The 17,897-nt window shown below is 64.2% G+C and carries 16 protein-coding genes; 9 read left to right on the forward strand and 7 right to left on the reverse strand.

Annotation, left to right across the window (positions count from 1 at the left end):
* Positions 1 to 47: 47 nt before the first annotated feature.
* Genes RWE79_RS33345 through RWE79_RS33375 form a run of 7 tightly spaced genes read left to right on the forward strand, consistent with a single transcriptional unit; the run spans position 48 to position 7,014 of the window.
* Entirely contained in the window at positions 48 to 1,832 is a 1,785-nt protein-coding gene (locus RWE79_RS33345; protein ID WP_475946262.1) for a DUF5941 domain-containing protein, read from the forward strand.
* Positions 1,829 to 2,581 (forward strand): phosphocholine cytidylyltransferase family protein, encoded by a 753-nt coding sequence (locus RWE79_RS33350; RefSeq protein ID WP_475943803.1) that lies wholly within the window; start codon positions 1,829 to 1,831, stop codon positions 2,579 to 2,581. The genes RWE79_RS33345 and RWE79_RS33350 overlap by 4 nt, the downstream gene beginning before the upstream one ends.
* Complete coding sequence (locus tag RWE79_RS33355; protein ID WP_475943804.1) at positions 2,569 to 3,630, forward strand: iron-containing alcohol dehydrogenase family protein; 1,062 nt, start codon at positions 2,569 to 2,571, stop codon at positions 3,628 to 3,630. Before RWE79_RS33350 ends, RWE79_RS33355 begins: the two co-directional genes overlap by 13 nt.
* A complete protein-coding gene (locus RWE79_RS33360) occupies positions 3,608 to 4,387 on the forward strand; it encodes a CDP-alcohol phosphatidyltransferase family protein (RefSeq protein WP_475943805.1) in 780 nt (259 codons plus the stop codon). The genes RWE79_RS33355 and RWE79_RS33360 overlap by 23 nt, the downstream gene beginning before the upstream one ends.
* Positions 4,384 to 5,277 (forward strand): glycosyltransferase family 2 protein, encoded by an 894-nt coding sequence (locus RWE79_RS33365; protein ID WP_475943806.1) that lies wholly within the window; start codon positions 4,384 to 4,386, stop codon positions 5,275 to 5,277. The genes RWE79_RS33360 and RWE79_RS33365 overlap by 4 nt, the downstream gene beginning before the upstream one ends.
* 38 nt (positions 5,278 to 5,315) lie before the next feature.
* Positions 5,316 to 6,245, forward strand: a complete 930-nt coding sequence (locus tag RWE79_RS33370) for an ABC transporter permease (RefSeq protein ID WP_475943807.1) — start codon at positions 5,316 to 5,318, stop codon at positions 6,243 to 6,245.
* Positions 6,238 to 7,014 carry an ABC transporter ATP-binding protein gene (locus tag RWE79_RS33375; protein ID WP_475943808.1) on the forward strand — a complete coding sequence of 259 codons (777 nt, stop codon included), beginning with the start codon at positions 6,238 to 6,240 and terminating at the stop codon, positions 7,012 to 7,014. The genes RWE79_RS33370 and RWE79_RS33375 overlap by 8 nt, the downstream gene beginning before the upstream one ends.
* A 36-nt stretch (positions 7,015 to 7,050) precedes the next feature.
* Here RWE79_RS33375 and RWE79_RS33380 read toward each other — a convergent pair whose 3' ends face one another.
* Complete coding sequence (locus RWE79_RS33380) at positions 7,051 to 7,878, reverse strand: ABC transporter permease (protein ID WP_475943809.1); 828 nt, start codon at positions 7,876 to 7,878, stop codon at positions 7,051 to 7,053.
* A gap of 245 nt (positions 7,879 to 8,123) precedes the next feature.
* Here RWE79_RS33380 and RWE79_RS33385 point away from each other — a divergent pair, with 245 nt between their 5' ends.
* Complete coding sequence (locus RWE79_RS33385; RefSeq protein ID WP_475943810.1) at positions 8,124 to 8,984, forward strand: hypothetical protein; 861 nt, start codon at positions 8,124 to 8,126, stop codon at positions 8,982 to 8,984.
* A 267-nt stretch (positions 8,985 to 9,251) separates the two neighbouring features.
* Here the strand turns inward: RWE79_RS33385 and RWE79_RS33390 are convergent, their stop codons facing one another.
* From RWE79_RS33390 to RWE79_RS33415, 6 genes are all read right to left on the reverse strand, one after another.
* The gene (locus tag RWE79_RS33390) at positions 9,252 to 13,637 is read right to left on the reverse strand and encodes an NACHT domain-containing protein (RefSeq protein ID WP_475943811.1); all 4,386 of its coding nucleotides are present in this window, start codon (positions 13,635 to 13,637) and stop codon (positions 9,252 to 9,254) included.
* 522 nt (positions 13,638 to 14,159) lie between these two features.
* Positions 14,160 to 14,837, reverse strand: a complete 678-nt coding sequence (locus tag RWE79_RS33395; protein ID WP_475943812.1) for a replication-relaxation family protein — start codon at positions 14,835 to 14,837, stop codon at positions 14,160 to 14,162.
* 112 nt (positions 14,838 to 14,949) lie between these two features.
* Entirely contained in the window at positions 14,950 to 15,690 is a 741-nt protein-coding gene (locus RWE79_RS33400) for a hypothetical protein (protein ID WP_475943813.1), read from the reverse strand.
* Positions 15,691 to 15,692: 2 nt separating this feature from the next.
* Entirely contained in the window at positions 15,693 to 15,851 is a 159-nt protein-coding gene (locus RWE79_RS33405; protein WP_475943814.1) for a hypothetical protein, read from the reverse strand.
* 176 nt (positions 15,852 to 16,027) lie between these two features.
* Positions 16,028 to 16,273 (reverse strand): hypothetical protein, encoded by a 246-nt coding sequence (locus RWE79_RS33410; protein WP_475943815.1) that lies wholly within the window; start codon positions 16,271 to 16,273, stop codon positions 16,028 to 16,030.
* A gap of 242 nt (positions 16,274 to 16,515) precedes the next feature.
* Positions 16,516 to 16,833: a hypothetical protein gene (locus RWE79_RS33415; RefSeq protein ID WP_475943816.1), complete on the reverse strand. Its 318-nt coding sequence runs from the start codon at positions 16,831 to 16,833 to the stop codon at positions 16,516 to 16,518.
* Between the two features lie 176 nt (positions 16,834 to 17,009).
* Here RWE79_RS33415 and RWE79_RS33420 point away from each other — a divergent pair, with 176 nt between their 5' ends.
* On the forward strand, positions 17,010 to 17,789 hold the full coding sequence (locus tag RWE79_RS33420) for a hypothetical protein (RefSeq protein WP_475943817.1): 780 nt from the start codon (positions 17,010 to 17,012) through the stop codon (positions 17,787 to 17,789).
* Positions 17,790 to 17,897 lie beyond the last annotated feature (108 nt).

The raw sequence follows: 17,897 nt of genomic DNA on the forward strand, positions 1-17,897 counted from the left end.
TCTTGCCGTTTACCGGGTGCACCGGACTTACCAGGGAGCTGAGCCGTCTGTCGACCGCCATCCTCACCGGTCCGCCGGTCGCGGAGTCGCCGATCGAGGGCGATCTGCGCGGCCTCGGCTTCGATGTGCTCGCCGGTGACGGCCCCGGCGAGCTCGCCGCCCGGCTCGCCACCGTGCCCGCCGGGGAACGCGTCGCGCTCGTCGACCCGCGCTTCGTCGGGCATGTGCACGCCCTGCGGCTCGCCCTGACCGACCCCCGCTTCGACGCGGGCGCCGTCCCCGGCGCCCTGTCGGTGCAGGCCGCCGCCCGGCCCGCGCTGGCCCGCGCGGTGGCCGACCTGCCGGACGCCCGGGTCGACGAACTCGCCGCCCGCCTCGACACCGAGGGCACCGCGGTGCACCGGCCCGAGCTGGGCGTCCTGGTCGCCGCCGTACCGGCCGGTGAGGCCGAACGCGAGAAGGCCGCGGCGGCCGTCGCCGACGTCGACGACGAGGCGGTACGGCTGCGGAGCGCCGTCAAGTCCCGGGACGGCTTCTTCACCACGTACTGCGTCAGCCCGTACTCCCGCTACCTCGCCCGGTGGTGCGCCCGCCGCGGACTGACCCCCAACCAGGTCACCACCGCGTCCCTGCTGGTCGCCCTGCTCGCCGCAGGCTGCGCGGCCACCGGCACCCGCCCCGGCTATGTCGCCGCCGGCGTGCTGCTGATCGCCTCCTTCGTCCTGGACTGCACCGACGGCCAGCTGGCCCGCTACTCCCTGCAGTACTCCACGCTCGGTGCCTGGCTCGACGCCACCTTCGACCGCGCCAAGGAGTACGCCTACTACGCGGGCCTCGCGCTCGGCGCCGCCCGGGGCGGGGACGACGTATGGGCGCTGGCACTGGGCGCGATGGTGCTCCAGACCTGCCGGCATGTCGTCGACTTCGCCTTCAACGAGGCCAACCACGACGCCATCGCCAACACCAGTCCGACCGCCGCCCTGTCGGGACGCCTCGACAGCGTCGGGTGGACCGTCTGGCTGCGCCGGATGATCGTGCTGCCGATCGGCGAGCGCTGGGCGCTGATCGCGGTGCTCACCGCCGTCACCACGCCCCGCACCACCTTGTGCGTACTGATCGCCGGCTGTGCCCTCGCCGCCTGCTACACCACCGCGGGCCGGGTGCTGCGCTCCCTGACCCGCAGGGCGAGCCGTACCGACCGGGCCGCCCGGGCGCTGGCCGAGCTCGCCGACTCCGGGCCCCTGGCGGAGGGCGTCGCCCGCGCCTTCCGCGCCCCCGCCCGGCGGCTGCCGTCGCCGGCCGCCCCGGCGGTCGCGCTGCTGGGCGCGGTCCTGGTCGTCGCCACCTCGGCGGCGGCGCCCCGCGGCAGCTGGTGGCCGGTGCTCGCGGCCGCCGGATACGCGGTCACCTCGGGCCTCGCGGTCGCCCGCCCGCTGAAGGGCCCGCTGGACTGGCTGGTGCCGCCGCTCTTCCGTGCCGGCGAATACACAACCATTCTGGTACTGGCATGCGTCTCACAGGTGAACGGTGCGGTCCCGGCCGCTTTCGGACTGGTCGCCGCTGTCGCCTACCATCACTACGACACCGTGTACCGCATCAGGGGCGGCACCGGGGCGCCCCCGCGGGCCCTGGTGCGCGTGATCGGCGGGCACGAGGGCCGGACGCTGGTGGTGACCATCGCCTCCGCCGCACTGGCTCACAAAACAGGTTTCACGGTCACGCTGACGGTTCTCGCCGTCGCGCTGGCACTGGTGGTGCTCGCCGAGAGCATCCGTTTCTGGGTGTCGTCCCACGCACCCGCTGTACACGACGAAACAGGAGAACCCGCATGATCGGCCTCGTGCTGGCAGCCGGCGCCGGACGGCGTCTGCGTCCCTACACCGACACCCTGCCCAAGGCCCTGGTGCCGGTCGGCCCCGAGGGCGCCGAGGACAGCATCACCGTCCTGGACCTCACCCTCGGCAACTTCGCCGAGATCGGCCTGACCGAGGTCGCGATCATTGTCGGGTACCGCAAGGAGGCCGTCTACGAGCGCCGCGAGGCGCTGGAGGCCAAGTACGGGCTCAAGATCACGCTGATCGACAACGACAAGGCGGAGGAGTGGAACAACGCCTACTCGCTGTGGTGCGGCCGTGACGCCATCAAGCACAGTGTGATCCTCGCCAACGGCGACACCGTGCACCCGGTCTCCGTCGAGAAGACGCTGCTGGCCGCCCGTGGTGACGGCAAGAAGATCATCCTCGCCCTCGACACGGTGAAGTCCCTCGCCGACGAGGAGATGAAGGTCGTCGTGGACCCCGCCAAGGGCATGACGAAGATCACCAAGCTGATGGACCCGGCCGAGGCCACCGGTGAGTACATCGGTGTCACCCTCATCGAGGGCGAGGCCGCCGACGAGCTCGCCGACGCCCTCAGGACCGTCTTCGAGGCCGACCCGCAGCAGTTCTACGAGCACGGCTACCAGGAGCTCGTGAACCGCGGCTTCCGGATCGACGTCGCCCCCATCGGCGACCTCGCCTGGGTCGAGATCGACAACCACGACGACCTCGCCAAGGGACGCGTGATCGCGTGCCAGTACTGACGAGGCTCATCCCCTCGCCGGTCGTCGTCGACATCCGTCGCGGAGCGCTGGACGATCTGGCCGGCGTCCTCGCCGACCAGCGGATCTCCCACTCCGGGAAACTGGCCGTCGCCATCAGTGGCGGGTCGGGCGCCGTGCTGCGCAAGCGGCTGGAGCCCGCCCTGCCCGGCGCCGACTGGTACGAGGTCGGCGGCGGCACCCTGGACGACGCGATCAAGCTGGCCGACGCCATGAAGTCCAGCCACTACGACGCGGTCGTGGGGCTGGGCGGCGGCAAGATCATCGACTGCGCCAAGTTCGCCGCCGCGCGCATCGGCCTGCCCCTGGTCGCGGTCGCGACCAACCTGTCGCACGACGGGCTGTGCTCCCCGGTCGCGACGCTGGACAACGACGCGGGCCGCGGCTCGTACGGTGTCCCGAACCCGATCGCGGTCGTCATCGACCTCGATGTGATCCGCGAGGCCCCGGTGCGGTTCGTACGCTCCGGCATCGGCGACGCGCTGTCCAACATCTCCGCCGTCGCGGACTGGGAGCTGGCCCACCGGGTCAAGGGCGAGCAGATAGACGGGCTCGCCGCCGCCATGGCCCGTCAGGCCGGCGAGGCCGTGCTCCGGCACCCCGGCGGCGTCGGCGACGACGCCTTCCTCCAGGTGCTGGCCGAGGGCCTGGTCCTCACCGGGATCTCGATGTCGATCGCGGGCGACAGCCGGCCCGCCTCCGGCGCCTGCCACGAGATCAACCACGCCTTCGACCTCCTCTACCCCAAGCGCGCGGCGAGCCACGGCGAGCAGTGCGGTCTGGGCGCGGCCTTCGCGATGTACCTGCGCGGGGCCCACGAGGAGTCCGCGTACATGGCCCAGGTGCTGCGACGGCACGGCCTGCCCGTACTGCCCGGCGAGATCGGCTTCACCGCCGAGGAGTTCGTCAAGGTGGTGGAGTTCGCTCCGCAGACCCGGCCGGGCCGCTACACCATCCTCGAACACCTCGACCTGCCCACCGACCAGATCAGGGACGCATACGCCGACTATGCAAAAACCATCAGTAGCTGAACTCCGCCCGGTCGTCCACCCTCCGGGTGTGCAGGACCGTCGGAGCGGCGAGCACTGGGCCGGCCGGCTCTACATGCGCGAGATCTCGCTGCGCATAGACCGGCACCTGGTGAACACGCGGGTCACGCCCAACCAGCTGACCTACCTGATGACCGTCTTCGGCGTCCTCGCCGCCCCGGCCCTGCTGGTGCCGGGTATCCCGGGCGCCGTGCTCGGTGTGCTGATGGTCCAGCTCTACCTGCTCCTGGACTGCGTCGACGGCGAGATCGCCCGCTGGAAGAAGCAGTTCTCGCTCAGCGGGGTGTACCTGGACCGGGTCGGCGCCTACCTGTGCGACGCCGCGGTCCTGGTCGGCTTCGGTCTGCGCGCGGCCGACCTGTGGGGCACCGGGCGGATCGACTGGCTGTGGGCCTTCCTGGGCACCCTCGCGGCCCTCGGCGCCATCCTGATCAAGGCCGAGACCGACCTCGTCGGTGTCGCCCGCCACCAGGGCGGGCTGCCGCCGGTCAAGGAGGCGGCGTCCGAGCCGCGCTCGTCCGGTGTGGCGCTGGCCCGCAGGGCCGCCGGGGCGCTGAAGTTCCACCGGCTCGTCCTCGGCGTCGAGGCGTCCCTGGTCATACTGGCCCTCGCCGTCGCGGACACCATCAGGGGCGACCTGTTCTTCACGCGGGTCGGCGTCGCCGTACTGGCCGCGATCGCCGTGCTGCAGACCGTGCTGCACCTGGTCAGCATCCTGGCGTCGAGCAGGCTGCGATGAGCGCGACGCCGGCGGAGCTCCGGCTCGGGGCGGTGATCATCACCATGGGCAACCGCCCCGAGGAGCTCCGCGACCTCCTGGACTCCGTCGCCAAGCAGCGCGGCCCCGCGATCGAGATCGCGGTGGTCGGCAACGGCTCCCCGCTGCCCGAGCTGCCGGGCGGTGTCCGCACCGTCGAGCTGCCCGAGAACCTGGGCATCCCCGGCGGCCGCAACGTCGGCATCGAGGCCTTCGGCCCCGGCGGCAGCGAGGTCGACGTCCTGCTCTTCCTCGACGACGACGGGCTGCTCCCCAACGAGGACACCGGGGAGCTGGTCCGCCAGGCCTTCGCCGCCGATCCGCGGCTGGGCATCGTCAGCTTCCGGATCGCCGACCCGGAGACCGGCACCACCCAGCGCCGGCACGTCCCCCGGCTGCGCGCCGCCGACCCGATGCGCTCCTCCCGTGTCACCACCTTCCTCGGCGGTGCCAACGCGGTCCGCACCACGGTCTTCGAGCAGGTCGGCGGCCTGCCCGACGAGTTCTTCTACGCCCATGAGGAGACCGACCTGGCCTGGCGGGCCCTCGACGCCGGCTGGATGATCGACTACCGCTCGGACATGGTGCTCAACCACCCGCTCACCGCCCCGGGCCGGCACGCGGTCTACCACCGGATGGTGGCCCGCAACCGGGTGTGGCTGGCCCGGCGCAACCTGCCCTGGCTGCTCGTCCCGGCCTACCTGGGCACCTGGATGCTGCTGACCCTGCTGCGCCGCCCCTCCCGTGCGGCGCTGCGGGCCTGGTTCGGCGGTTTCAAGGAGGGCTGGACGAGCCCGTGCGGTCCTCGGCGGCCCATGAGATGGCGTACCGTGTGGCGCCTCACCCGACTGGGCCGACCCCCGATCATCTGACAAGCTCGGACTGAGAGCATCGGACGAAAGTGTCAATTGTGAGCGAGACAACCCACGACGGTGCCGTCGCCGTCGGTGACCTGCCGGCGGACTCGGCCGAGGCCAGGCTGTCGTCGGACGAACTGGCGGCCCGGTACGGCCTGGCCGTCAGCGGAGCCAGGCCGCCCCTGGGCGCGTACGTGCGCCAGCTGTGGGCGCGGCGGCACTTCATCTCGGCCTTCGCGCGGGCCAAGGTGTCGGCGCAGTACACCCAGGCACGGCTGGGCCAGCTGTGGCAGGTCATGACCCCGCTGCTGAACGCGGCGGTGTACTACCTGATCTTCGGCCTGCTGCTGGGCACCGACCGGGGCATCGACAACTTCATCGCCTTCCTGGTCACCGGCGTGTTCATCTTCACCTTCACGCAGTCCTCGGTGCTGGCCGGCGTCAAGGCGATCTCCGGGAACCTGGGACTGATCCGGGCCCTGCACTTCCCCCGGGCCTCGATGCCGATCGCCTTCACCCTGGTCCAGCTCCAGCAGCTGCTGATGTCGATGCTGGTGCTCCTGTCCATCGTGCTGATGACCGGCGAGGTGCCCACCTGGTCGTGGCTGCTCGCGGCGCCCGCGCTGCTCCTGCAGTCGGTCTTCAACGCGGGCCTGGCCCTGGTCATGGCCCGCCTGGGCAGCAAGATGACGGACCTGGCGCAGCTGATGCCGTTCATCCTGCGCACCTGGATGTATATGTCCGGTGTCATGTACAGCATCAGCCACTTCGCGAGCAGCGCGCCGTACTTCGTCAAGGTGCTGCTCGACCTCAATCCGGCGGCGGTCTACATCGACCTGATGCGCTTCGCGCTCATCGACAGCTTCACCGCGGCCCAGCTGCCCCCGCACGTCTGGGCCCTGGCCCTGGGCTGGGCGCTCGTCGCCGGCGTCGGCGGCTTTGTGTACTTCTGGAAGGCTGAGGAGCAGTACGGCCGTGGCTGAGTCCCCGAACGACAGGATCCCCACGGTCATCGTGGACGACCTGCACATCGTCTACCGCGTCCATGGCGCCGGCAGTGGCAAGGGCAGCGCGGTCTCCGCGCTCACCCGCATCGTCACCCGCAAGGGCAACCCCAATGTGCGCAAGGTGCACGCGGTGCGCGGGGTCAGTTTCACCGCGTACCGGGGTGAGGCGATCGGTCTGATCGGCTCCAACGGTTCGGGCAAGTCGACGATGCTGCGGGCCGTCGCGGGGCTGCTGCCCGCCGAGAGCGGCAAGGTCTTCACCGAGGGCCAGCCCTCGCTGCTGGGTGTGAACGCGGCCCTGATGAACGACCTGACCGGCGAGCGGAACGTCATTCTCGGCGGCCTGGCCATGGGCATGACCCAGGAGGAGGTGCGTGAGCGCTACCAGCAGATCGTGGACTTCTCGGGGATCAACGAGAAGGGCGACTTCATCTCCCTGCCCATGCGCACGTACTCCTCCGGCATGGCCGCGCGGCTGCGTTTCTCCATCGCCGCCGCCAAGAGCCATGACGTGCTGATGATCGACGAGGCGCTGGCGACCGGCGACCGCAAGTTCCAGAAGCGGTCCGAGGCGCGGATCCGAGAACTGCGCAAGGAGGCCGGCACGGTCTTCCTCGTCAGCCACAACAACAAGTCGATCCGCGACACCTGCGACCGCGTGCTGTGGCTGGAGAAGGGCGAACTGCGGATGGACGGGCCCACCGACGACGTCCTCAAGGCGTACGAGGAGTTCACCAGCAAGTAGCCGGCCGCCGCGCCGGCAGCCGCCCGCCGTCAGCCGTCAGCCGTTGACCCCGGTGTACCGGCTCAGCCGCCGGTTCCACAGCAGCCGGGAGCCGGCGAAGGCGGCGAGCCCGACCAGTGGCGAGGCCGCCGCCAGGACCACGGGCACCCCGAGGCCGGAGGTGTTGCCGGTCAGCACGGCGGCCGGGAAGTAGGCGACGAAGGCCAGCGGCAGCCCGAAGGTGAGGACCCCGCTGATCATCCCCGGAAGGATCTTCAGCGGATAGTTGCCGAAGGTGGCGAGCAGTTCCTCGGTCCAGCTGCTCCAGGCGTTGGCCGCCGGGTGGTGCAGGTGGAAACTGGAGATCGCGGTGAAGATCGCGCCTTCCATCAGCATTCCGCCGATCAGCGCGGCGGTCGCGTAGCCGGACCGGGCGACGGTCCAGTGCAGGTCCGACCGCCACACCGCGCCGGCGAACATCGACCCGCCGACCAGCAGGTCACCGATCGCGTTGGCCGGGAAGTACGCCAGCTGGACCTGCCGGTAGACCGGCATCGGGCGCAGCAGGAAGCCGTCGATCAGCCCCTCCTGGACGAACTGCGAGAGCATGAAGACCCGGCCGAGGAACAGCACGAACAGGCCGTGGCTGAGCATCCGCATCGCGGCGATCAGCAGTACCGCCTCGCTCGACCAGCCGCCCATCCCGGGGGAGCGGCCCAGCAGCACGGTCGCGAAGACGATGATCGAGACCTGCCAGACGACCCCGATGCCGATGTTCAGCAGGAACTCGGCCCGGTACTCCAGGCGGGCCCGGAAGGTGACTCTGATGATGCGCCGGGCCACCCGCCAGGCCGCGAGGAAGGTCCGTACGGGATGCCGCGGCATGTCACCCTCCCTGGGAGGCCGCGTCGTTCACGCTGGCGATGTTCACCCAGATGTCTTTCATGATCGTCTTTCTGTTGGTAGCGACGAACGTTCCAGGATCGGGCCAACAGCGATGCAGGGCAAGCGAGTAACGAAGTTCTACGGACTGCCGCGGATGACGCTTGATCGAGCGCACCAATCGAGTGCCGGCCGCCTCCGCTTGATCTGGGCAACCTTGCTGCGCCGGACATGGGAGCCGTGCGGTAATGGCTGCCGTGGATCAGAACTCGCTACGGAAGCTCGTGGAGGGCCAGCTCCTTCGGCTTGAGGGCAACACCTTCCAGGACTGCATGGATCGGCTCGGCCTGGAGCTGTACCCGGGGGACTACCAACCAGTGCGGGCCGCCGGGCCGAAGGGCGACACTAAGAACGACGGCTACTGTCCGAAGGCTCGGGTGTTCTTCGCGGCGCACGCCACGCGCGGCGAGCGGATCGACAAGACCAAGGCGAAGATCCGCGGTGACTTGGGGGGCTGCCTCCAGGAGCACCGCGACGTGAAGGTGTGGCGCTTCCTCACCAACGACACGTTGCCAGGCGAGGTCGATCAGTTCATCGACAACGAGCTTCGCCCCTTGTACCGGGGTGTCACCATCGAGGTGTGGGGGCTCAAGACCCTCGCCGATGAGATCAGCAAGCTCAAGCGGGTGCAGGTCGACAGGATCATCGACGTCATCACGGTGGACGAGCCAGAGTTTGAAGTCGTGGTGCACGACCACATGAAGACGGGGCGTGACCTCTGGCCGATCCTGTCCGGTTGCCTTGGATGGTTACCGCATGAGGAACCAGACGACTGCACCGACGAGGAGCAGGACCTCATAGACGGCGCCGTTCAGAGCTTCCGGGACTGGAGCGACATCTCAGGCGACATCGAGTTCAATCGCTCCTCGGTGCGGGACGCACAGCGAAGCATCACCGCCATCCTGGAGGAGCTTGCAGAGAAGAAGCTCGCCCTCTACGCCGCAACGACAGACAACTACCCCCTGACGGGTGGCCCGTCGCCGTTCTTGGGCACCGTGGCCATCTTCAGGATTGCTCGGGTGGATCCTGCTACATCTACGAGCAGCTGACAGGTGGTTGCTCTCCCGCGTATGAACCGCAGGACCAACCCACAGCCGGCCACGGGTCGTAGTAGGCCACGGTCAAGAGCAAGACCGTCAGGTATGGCACGTGTGAATATCGACGGCCGCGGTCTCGTGCTTGAACCGTTCGATCCAACCCAATGTCGGCGGGAACGGTAGATCACACCGCTCTAGAGCACACCCAGCAACATTTCTTCTGTAGAGGGCCATGGGGCGTTCGGTGCCGCACCAGTGGCGACCCACGGCGGACGGCTACTAACGTTCCGACTTTTCGACCAGGTCCGCGACGCCAAAGGCACCGACTTCCAGCAGCTGGTCAATGAGATCGAGAACCTTCGCTCGCTTCGTTCGCACGGTGGCTTGGGCGTACGCCCTAATAAGGAGCTCACCAACATACCGAGCATCTCCTGCCGCACCGGTTCTCATGTCAGCAGAATCTGCACCCTTGACTTCAATGAAGCGCTGCGAACACGCCAAGACCAAGTCATCCACGCGATCAGGGGCATGTTCCAAAGTAATAAAGAGCTGGGGCAACGAGGCTGAGAATGAAGCTGAAGCGATTAGTCGAGTCAGCGGTTCCCCCAAAGGACGAAGGTGCTGGCCACGAAGTGCAGCCGCCGCTTCGCCAATCGCCTTCTGTACTGCCTCGTCTGAATCATTCATAAGCACTTCAAAGGCGCGCCGGACAACGACCGAGTCATTTGTGTCGGACAATCTGTGGGCACACAGCCGTGCAGCACCCTCTCGTTGCGCCACATCACCAGTAGACAGGATGGTGTCGAGAAAGTCCGGCATACTCCATTGTACTGCGGCCAGGGCGGCAAGTTGCCCTGCAATTCTTCGCACTTCCGCGATCTGGGATTGAAGCATTCGCGTAATCACGGGGCGGACTGCATCTGGATTTTCCGACCCAATGTAGACGATCAATTTGTTGACCGTGTGGGTTGTGAAGAGATTGTCGTCATTCGTCTCAACAAGATCAGCGAACGCGTCAAGCGCCTGCGGCTGTGCGTGCCGCATGGAAGCGTGAATAAGATGTGCAACACACGAACGAACCGGGATAGAGGCGTCTCCCGCTAGCTGATTCAGTATTGGAAGAGCCAGTGCTGTACGGCTTCCGTCCGTGTCGTAGACGAGAAGGTCCCCCAAGGCTTCGGCTGCCGAACCACGGACTGAATTTATTCCAGCTCCGAAGACATCGCGACCGATATTTTTATCCTCATCAGACGACCAGGCAACTGGATCGCTGCCATGAATCTCTGAACGAGTAGCGTAATCAGCAATCGTCTCTACGAGATCCAGAGGGACTGACTTGTAATAGTGCCGAAGTGCATGACCGACCCAGCGAGCATTGTCTTCATAGTTAAGTGATGAGATGTGACGGACGGCATCGAATACTGGAGCCCCGTCATCGAGTGCTTCTGCTGCCCCCAAAGCCATGAGGAACGCAGTGCCATAAGCCGGGTGCATGTTGCGATCAAAACGCAGGGCGAGAGCTGAGAATCTTGCAGGATCGCGCTCCGCTTCCTGACGCAACACGCTTGAAAGTTCATGAGCGCCACCCGTGAAGGTGTTCCAGTCAGTTCTATCTGTACTGTGCTTAGCGATAGCACGCAGCCATTGCTCATCGGTCATTCGCTGAGCGGCTTCCGGGGGGATCGGAGATCCAATAGATCCGCCCGTCACACCTTCCGGTGCAGGCGGTTGCTCCATACCTGTAGCTCTCCGCAGCTCACCTAGACGACGCTTGGCTACATCAGAAAGACGTTCCTCATCCACCCCGGACAGGAGGTTAAACATGTACCAACCTGGTCGCCGGCCTTCCCAGGGAAAACGGAGAGCTAGAATAGATGCTTCTAGCTCACGAAATGATTCCTCGGAGCAAAATTTGCTTGTCACCTGGATCAGCTGGCGTGCTGTCCATACACCGTTCGACGAGTACCCACTCATGAAACGATGAGTCCCCTCTAGCATGAGGTCTGTCGCCCACTGCGCGTACCTCTTACCATCGACCCGCAAGCCCTCGTACAAGAGCCACTGCGCCGCCTCATAGTGACTTGACGCAAGAGTTTCCAGAATAGGTCGTGCCTGTTCTGGACCCTGTTGAACCAAGCTACGGATGGCTGAAGCCATCCCAGCCAAGATAGCTTCTTCGAGTTCGTGCGCATTGAGATTCGGATAGCGATGTGCAAAATGTCGATCGTGAGTGGGCCTCTCATCACTGTCATAAGCCGTTGCTTCCATTACACGGAGCATGTAGGGCAGCAGTAGGCTGGCAAACGAATCAGGAGCGCCCTCGGCCCCGAGCCGCGCTAGTTCAATTGCGCTGTGCTCTCCACTTAGGAGGGCCGCAACCTTGTCATTCGAGCCCAGGGCCATAGAATTTGGACGATCAGCAAGGTAGGCGGCTAGGAGTTCAACCGCCCAAGCAGGCTGATGCTGCGCAAGGTCGTGGGATGAAAGCCAAAGATCGTGCTCTGCATCTCCGTCATAGTGTCCGTTGCGAACGGCATGCAGAACCAGATCGAATAGGGGGCGACTTTCGTGGATGTCAGAAAATCGAGTTACCCATCGCAGCCAGGCAGGAAAATCACTTTCAGTAATATGGGTCTGAAGGAGTGCGGCTAGACGGTCTGGGTTTGATTTCGCTGCCCCTCCCATTATTTCGAGCGCATGCCCCTTTTCGGCATCATTACCGCTGGTCAGCCATTCCCCAATGAGGCCTTCCGAATCGATGCGTTCAAACCACTCAGCCTTACGCAACGAGTGCCATAGCCGCTCCTCGAACGAGGGGTTTGTTTCTAGTACTTCAGTCACCATCTCCCATTCTTGCGACGTCGGTTGTGTTAGCGCACTCAAAAGAGTCAGGATGACGTCCTTGATATGAAACCGGACGTCGGGGCTTGTCAACGCCTCCGCTACTTCATTCGCAAACCGATCTGGCTCAAGTTCACGCAAGTGATTCAGGACCTGCCGCACTTGTGCGCGTCGGAATAGTTCCTGCTCTCCGCTCTTTAGGAAGTCGACGAGGGATTCGTTGCGATCGACCCATCCACGCGCGAATGCATAGTCGAAAAATGCCTCATGGAAGAATGCGATCTCTTGGCCGTCTCGAACCAACATGTGCTCCGATACCAGCACGCCAGCATCGATAGCAAGATTTGCCCGGTCAAGAACAGTCACGGGAACGGACAAGCGTTGCCGAGTACTAATCGCCTCTGCGAGCGTTGAAATTACCTCGGCAAATCTTACCGACTCCCGCCTTTGTGTACAGTCGGTCAGTTTGCGTTGCCAGAAAGCGTCGAATAGATTCTTGGTCGTCTGGAATGTGAGGGCCGCAGAATCAGCACCGGCCCCTCGCAACAAGACGAGGTTCAATGGTGATCGGAGGAGGTTCTTTTGGTGGGTGCTGAGAGCAGCCGCGTCCAGCCCCATAGCCTTGACAGCCTCAGTGACTTGAGTCTCGGAAAGCTCCTGGACTTCGACACGTTCACACCGCTTAGCGTCGACCAGCTCCCGAATGCGGTGATCATTCTCGACATCGAATTTCCGGCAGACCAGCAGTACCCGCATCTTCGGAAAGGCAGACGCCTCACGGACAAGGTCAGCCACTGAGTCAAAGTTTCTTGGCATACGTCCTGATACCAGGCTGACGGCATCAACCTGGTCCACGATAAGTACGCAGGGGCGTTCCCCAGCTACAGATGCCAGTGCTGCCACGGGTGAAATATCTAGCCCGATCCGCTGACCTAGCTCTGTGGTTGATGCAAAGGGCTCAAGTCTGTCAAGCCGAAAACTCAGGAGGGAGGTTTCTCGCTCCTTAAGGGTTTGAACGGCCTGAAGCAGAGTGGCGCTCTTTCCACCTCCTGCTGCCCCCATCAGAAGCGTCAGCTTGTCCGATTCCGTATCGAGAAGCTCAACAAGTTTGTCTGCTTCAGCACGGTGGATCGCAGGTTGAAGAAGCTCGCGCTCGACGCTGGCAGCCCATGCCGTTGTAATCTCACGAACCTTGTCGGAGATTGTATTGCCAAAGAGAATTGCTGAGCGGCGAAGGCCATACTCTTCTAGTCGAGATTCGATGGTTGCGGAATCTAGAGTAGAGCCAAGACCGTAGTAGTTATTAGCTAGATCCCCAAGTCCGACAGCTGCGAGACGTCCGGTCGCGCCGCTTAGAAGAAGCTCCGCAAGGGCCGCGTTCCCACGGACGAGATCATATTCGTCGGGCCAGGAAACCCAAAGACCTCGCAGTACTTTCCATGCGACCTGAGCCGAGCCGTAGATATTGGGAGAAGACAGTTCGGTAAACGGCCCTCTAAGCCCTTCAGTTAGCCAATCATTGATGAACTCGGCGAAATTATCCGCACTTCGTGCCCTCTCGGCCAGTTCCTGAATGGGGCGAACGGGGACCACCGAAACGAAATGGAAATTCCGCCCTTGCTCCACATGGAAGCGAGCGTTCTCCCAGATCTCCTTTTTGTGGAGCGACTTCACATTCCAGCTGTTGGCATTACCGTTTTGACGTTTAACCTGATGCACCTCGACGGTATCGCCGTGGCGGTATGTAAACTCGGCACCCTTGCCTAGGGCATCGATATCTTCAATCCTGATGGATTGGCCATTCCCAAGTAGTACATACAGCAAGTGTCGGACTGTCCAGACACCCTCGTATCTGTTGCCGAACTTGTCGGTTTCTCCTCCTGGGCGAGGGCTCACATTGTTCTCCCGTTTTTGTGGTGCACTACAAGGGCGGTCGTCGATTCTCTTCTACGGTGCGCCTCGCTTGATCGCCATGGTACTACTTGGCGTCGCTCGATGGCTACATGCTGTGAGGTCGTTGATGGAGCACTAGCTCGCTTAATCTGCGTCATGCGCCAACCACAATGAACGCCACCAGCCCGAGACGGATCCCAGCAGCTAAAAAGAAGTCCTCGGCTAGTCGTGGAGCTACGGTGATCGTCTGAATGGGAACGCGGCGCACGCTTACCTGACCGCCTTGCTTGTAAGTCCGCTTCGGTCGCCCCCAAATCAGTTGTGGAAGTAGTGGTTTTCGTGCTCGTCGTGCCATTTTCGTTTCCCTGTTTAATTCTATTTCTATTATAAATCTTCCACCCCTGTTTTCCTATACCTCCCACCTCTGTCGTCGCCGTACTAAACACAACGGCTCTAAAGCTCCAAAAGTCGGGGGATAAGCTCCGCGAACATGACCACCCTGACCATCTCCTGTTGCTCCTCGGGAAGCCGCTGGAAGATGCGCGTCAGCTCGGCCTTACGGGCCTGCTGAGCGACCACAAACACCACGTAGGGGAAGATGTCTTCCCTGCTCTGCTCGGCGACCTGCCAGTAGCCAACCAGCTTCTCCGCGATCCGCACCGGCCGTTCCGTGGCCAGGTCGATTTCCAAGAAATACTGACCGCTTCGGCGTTGAGTCGGATAGTCCACCACCACGAACAGATCAGCCCGCACCGGAGGAACGGAAAGCTCCACGTCCCACCGTGCCAGTGTGAGGACACCGAGCCTCTCAGCCCGCCGCAACTCCAAGTAGGTGTCAGCAATCATGAGGGCGTGGTTGTTGACGTTGGGCGACGGCCGCCCCTCGACACCTCGAAGAATCCGGCCGTATCTTCCGAGTTGGTAGGCGTACGCTCCCGCCCCGCCCTTTTCACCGCTCACCCGCCGCCCAACGCGCGAAAGGTAGCCACGGCGCACCAACCGGCCAAGAACGCGGTCCGGCACGCTATGCGACCTATCCGCAAAAACCAGTTCGCTTAGATGAGTCGAAGCAAGCTGAGAGAAGGTGTCGACAAGGGTGATGATTTCAAAGTCTCGGGTGGTGAGTTCCATGGTGCACGGCTCCTCGTGCTCACGCGGTTATAGCTACCGGTCTTCCAGCTGGTCAGAGGGTGCGTGGGTGTAGGTGTACGCCTACGGTCGGCCTACAGCTGACCTACGGGGTTCACCTACACCCGATGACTACTCGTTCCAGGCCCGACCACCGAACCGACGACGTCGGGTAGAAGGCTCCGGGGCCGGCTGCGTTCCGCGGCGCCGCTTGATCTCCGCTTCCACCTCGGCGACCGGTCGCCCATAGGTCTGACGGGAAAGCCGTCGAGCCTCGTCCCCAAAGCCACTCGGTTCTACTGGCGGCAGCGAAGTTGGGCTCGCTGAGCTTCGCCCGCAGGTCGTTGATCCGGTCGCGGTCGGGCCTGGACGCGAACCGTCGTCCGGGAAGAACCAACTCGCCCGCCTGCTGCGGTGGACGCTGCCGAAGTGCCGGTGACACGACCCATTGGAGAAGCAGCGCTTCACCCCGGCCGAGGCCGTGAAACGACGCGAGCAGGCTTGCGCTGGTGGCTTCGGCGTTCACGGTGCCGAGGCTGCGCCGTGGGTTCGTCTGGCCCAGCTCGACCGCGGCTGTCCATTGATTCGCACGGTCATCCGCGCCCGCCGGCGTGGCCGAAGAACCGGGCACCAACGCGCGCAGCTGGCCCGTCAGGAAGTCGGCCGTTTCATCCGGCACGACGAGCCGGTACGAGATGCCCAGCTCTCCGGCCTCGACCTCGAACACCATGGACGAGACGTCCAACAGCCGCCGCGGTCCGGTGGTAAGCGTGCCGGAACAAGCGCGCAGCCACGTTGCTACTTGGTCGGCGTCGAGGTCCGACGGGAAGTTGAGGCGGTAGGTGCGGGTGTTCATCGTCACCACCTCGTCATGCGGTGGTAGATAAATCCCAGGACGAGCAGCACCGCCAGGCCGCTGACGAGATAAGGAAGGATCGGCTCAACGGCCAGCCAGAGCACGCGAATCGTCAGCGCGGCCAGCAGCAGGAGCAGCAACAAATTCCGGGCCTTCGCCACGGTCGAACTCCTCGGGATGGTGCCGCCGACCTACGGGCCGTGGCCGGCGGAGGGTTGGTGGAGCGGTTCTACGACGCGGCCCCCTGCCGCGTGGAGCTGTCCGGCCGGGGTGGCCGTGGCCGAGCGAAGGTCTCGGCTGTCTTCCCCGGAGGACGTGCGGAGGGGGCCGGTCGGAATCAGCGGCGACGAGCGCGGCGCGTATACAGGTCGTCCAGCACTTCGCCGAACAGCTCGGCGTCAACGGAGTGCATGAGCACGGCCGTTTCAATCTGCCGCTTGCGCTTCTTGCGCAGCATGGCCGGGCCGTACCGCTTGCTGAGCCATGCCACGAGGACGATCGGCACTCCGAAGAAGATCAGGAGATAGATGCCGCCAAGGGTGGCGCTCTGGTCTTCGGCGATCGCTTGGTACACGAGGGTCACCTCCATTTCATTTGTTCGCGCCGAATCTCAGCGCGGGACCGGTCCGGTTTGACGGAGTGGGGATCGCGGGCGATCCGCCGTAGTTCCTGCTCGACGCGGCGCTTCCGCCGCCGCATGACGAGCCGCTGTTCAAAGGCGCTGCGCTTCCCCGGGGAGCTGAGCCGGGTATCAATCGCCGCGAACAGAAGAAGCGCGGCGTACATCCCCAGTGCGACGAGGATTCCGAGAAGCCACCCGGGCACTTAGAACCCGCGCCCGAACTCCCGGACGTCGCGCGCCGTAGTGCGCCCGAACTCCTGGACGATGGGGAGCAGTAGGCTCGCGATGAAAGCGTCACCGTTCGCCAGTTCGCGCGCTCGGTCGCCAAGGTAGGCCGCATCGGCCATGCCTTCTTCTGCGATATGGCGACGGATCATCCCTCGGGCCTCCGCCAGCCTGCCCGAGTTGGCAAGCTGCATGAGGTCGAGTTCGCCGCGCTCCTGAGTCCTCCGCGCTGCGCGGGAAGGACGACGGGCGACGGACCCGCGTCCTCCGCCGTCGTACCTGTCGAGTTCGCTCATCTTGACGTCCCTGTTCTTCCGTTGGTCGGCGCGTCAGGTGATCGCGCATGTCAACCGTCGGCCGACGAGGGGCATCTCGTCACTGCAAAAGTGCTGCTCACTTTGGGTGCAGCACTTTTGCAGTGGATGGGCCGGGCATACTGCTGTGCAGCGAACGGCGAGGAGGGCGAACGAGCGTGGGCCGCGAAGCGGAAGTGACCAAAGCCGTCATGGCAGTACGCAGCGATGAACTCGGTCTGCACTGGACGACGCTAGCCAAGCGATCGAAGCTCCTGGACGAGCTAGGTACTGATGATCCGCATGAGGGTGTAGCGCTGCTGACTGCACTGCTTCAACGGCTCGACGACGACGCAACCCCGAGACAGCAGCAGGACGCCACTGTTCTTCGCTGGGTTATGGCCGTTGACTGCCCGCCGATCAAGAACGTCACCGCGCGCCGTGAAGCGGTCGGTGCGCACCTCTTCATGAAGTCTCACAACACCGTGCTAGACGCAGAGAAACGAGCCATCTCACGACTAGTCGCGCTGATCCTTGAGGCAGCCGACAAACGCAATGTGAGTCGGGCGCAAGCCGACCCATTCACTGCCGCCTCCCCGGATGATCTTCTGCAATCACCCGTCATCACCCTGCCACCGGAACCCGACTGGTACGCGCTCGCCTTTGAGATGAATGGCAAGCGACTGAGTAGGCGGATGCAATGCGGCATGGCCGCCCAAACCTTAGTCATGCTTATCTGTTACGTGCTCACTGTCACTTACGTTCCGCATACTGCTTCGGATTATTTCTGGTTCTCCGCGCTAACAATCATCACCGAGGCATTTTTCATCGCGGTCATCATCGACTTGGGACGCTTGCCTGAAAGGCCGAGCCTGATTACTGCCGAACTGTTCACGATGTTCGGTGGGGTTCCCTCGTGGAAGTCGCCAGAATTGACCAAATCGTCGGTCAATGTTTAAATAGGTACGAATTTCCCGTTCGGAACGTACCTCGCCACTGCTCTTCGGATGCGGCACCCTGCTTGATTGACCTCAACCGGTGGTGTGCCCCACCCGAATCGAGAAAGA

The organism is Streptomyces sp. RLA131 (assembly GCF_056270125.1).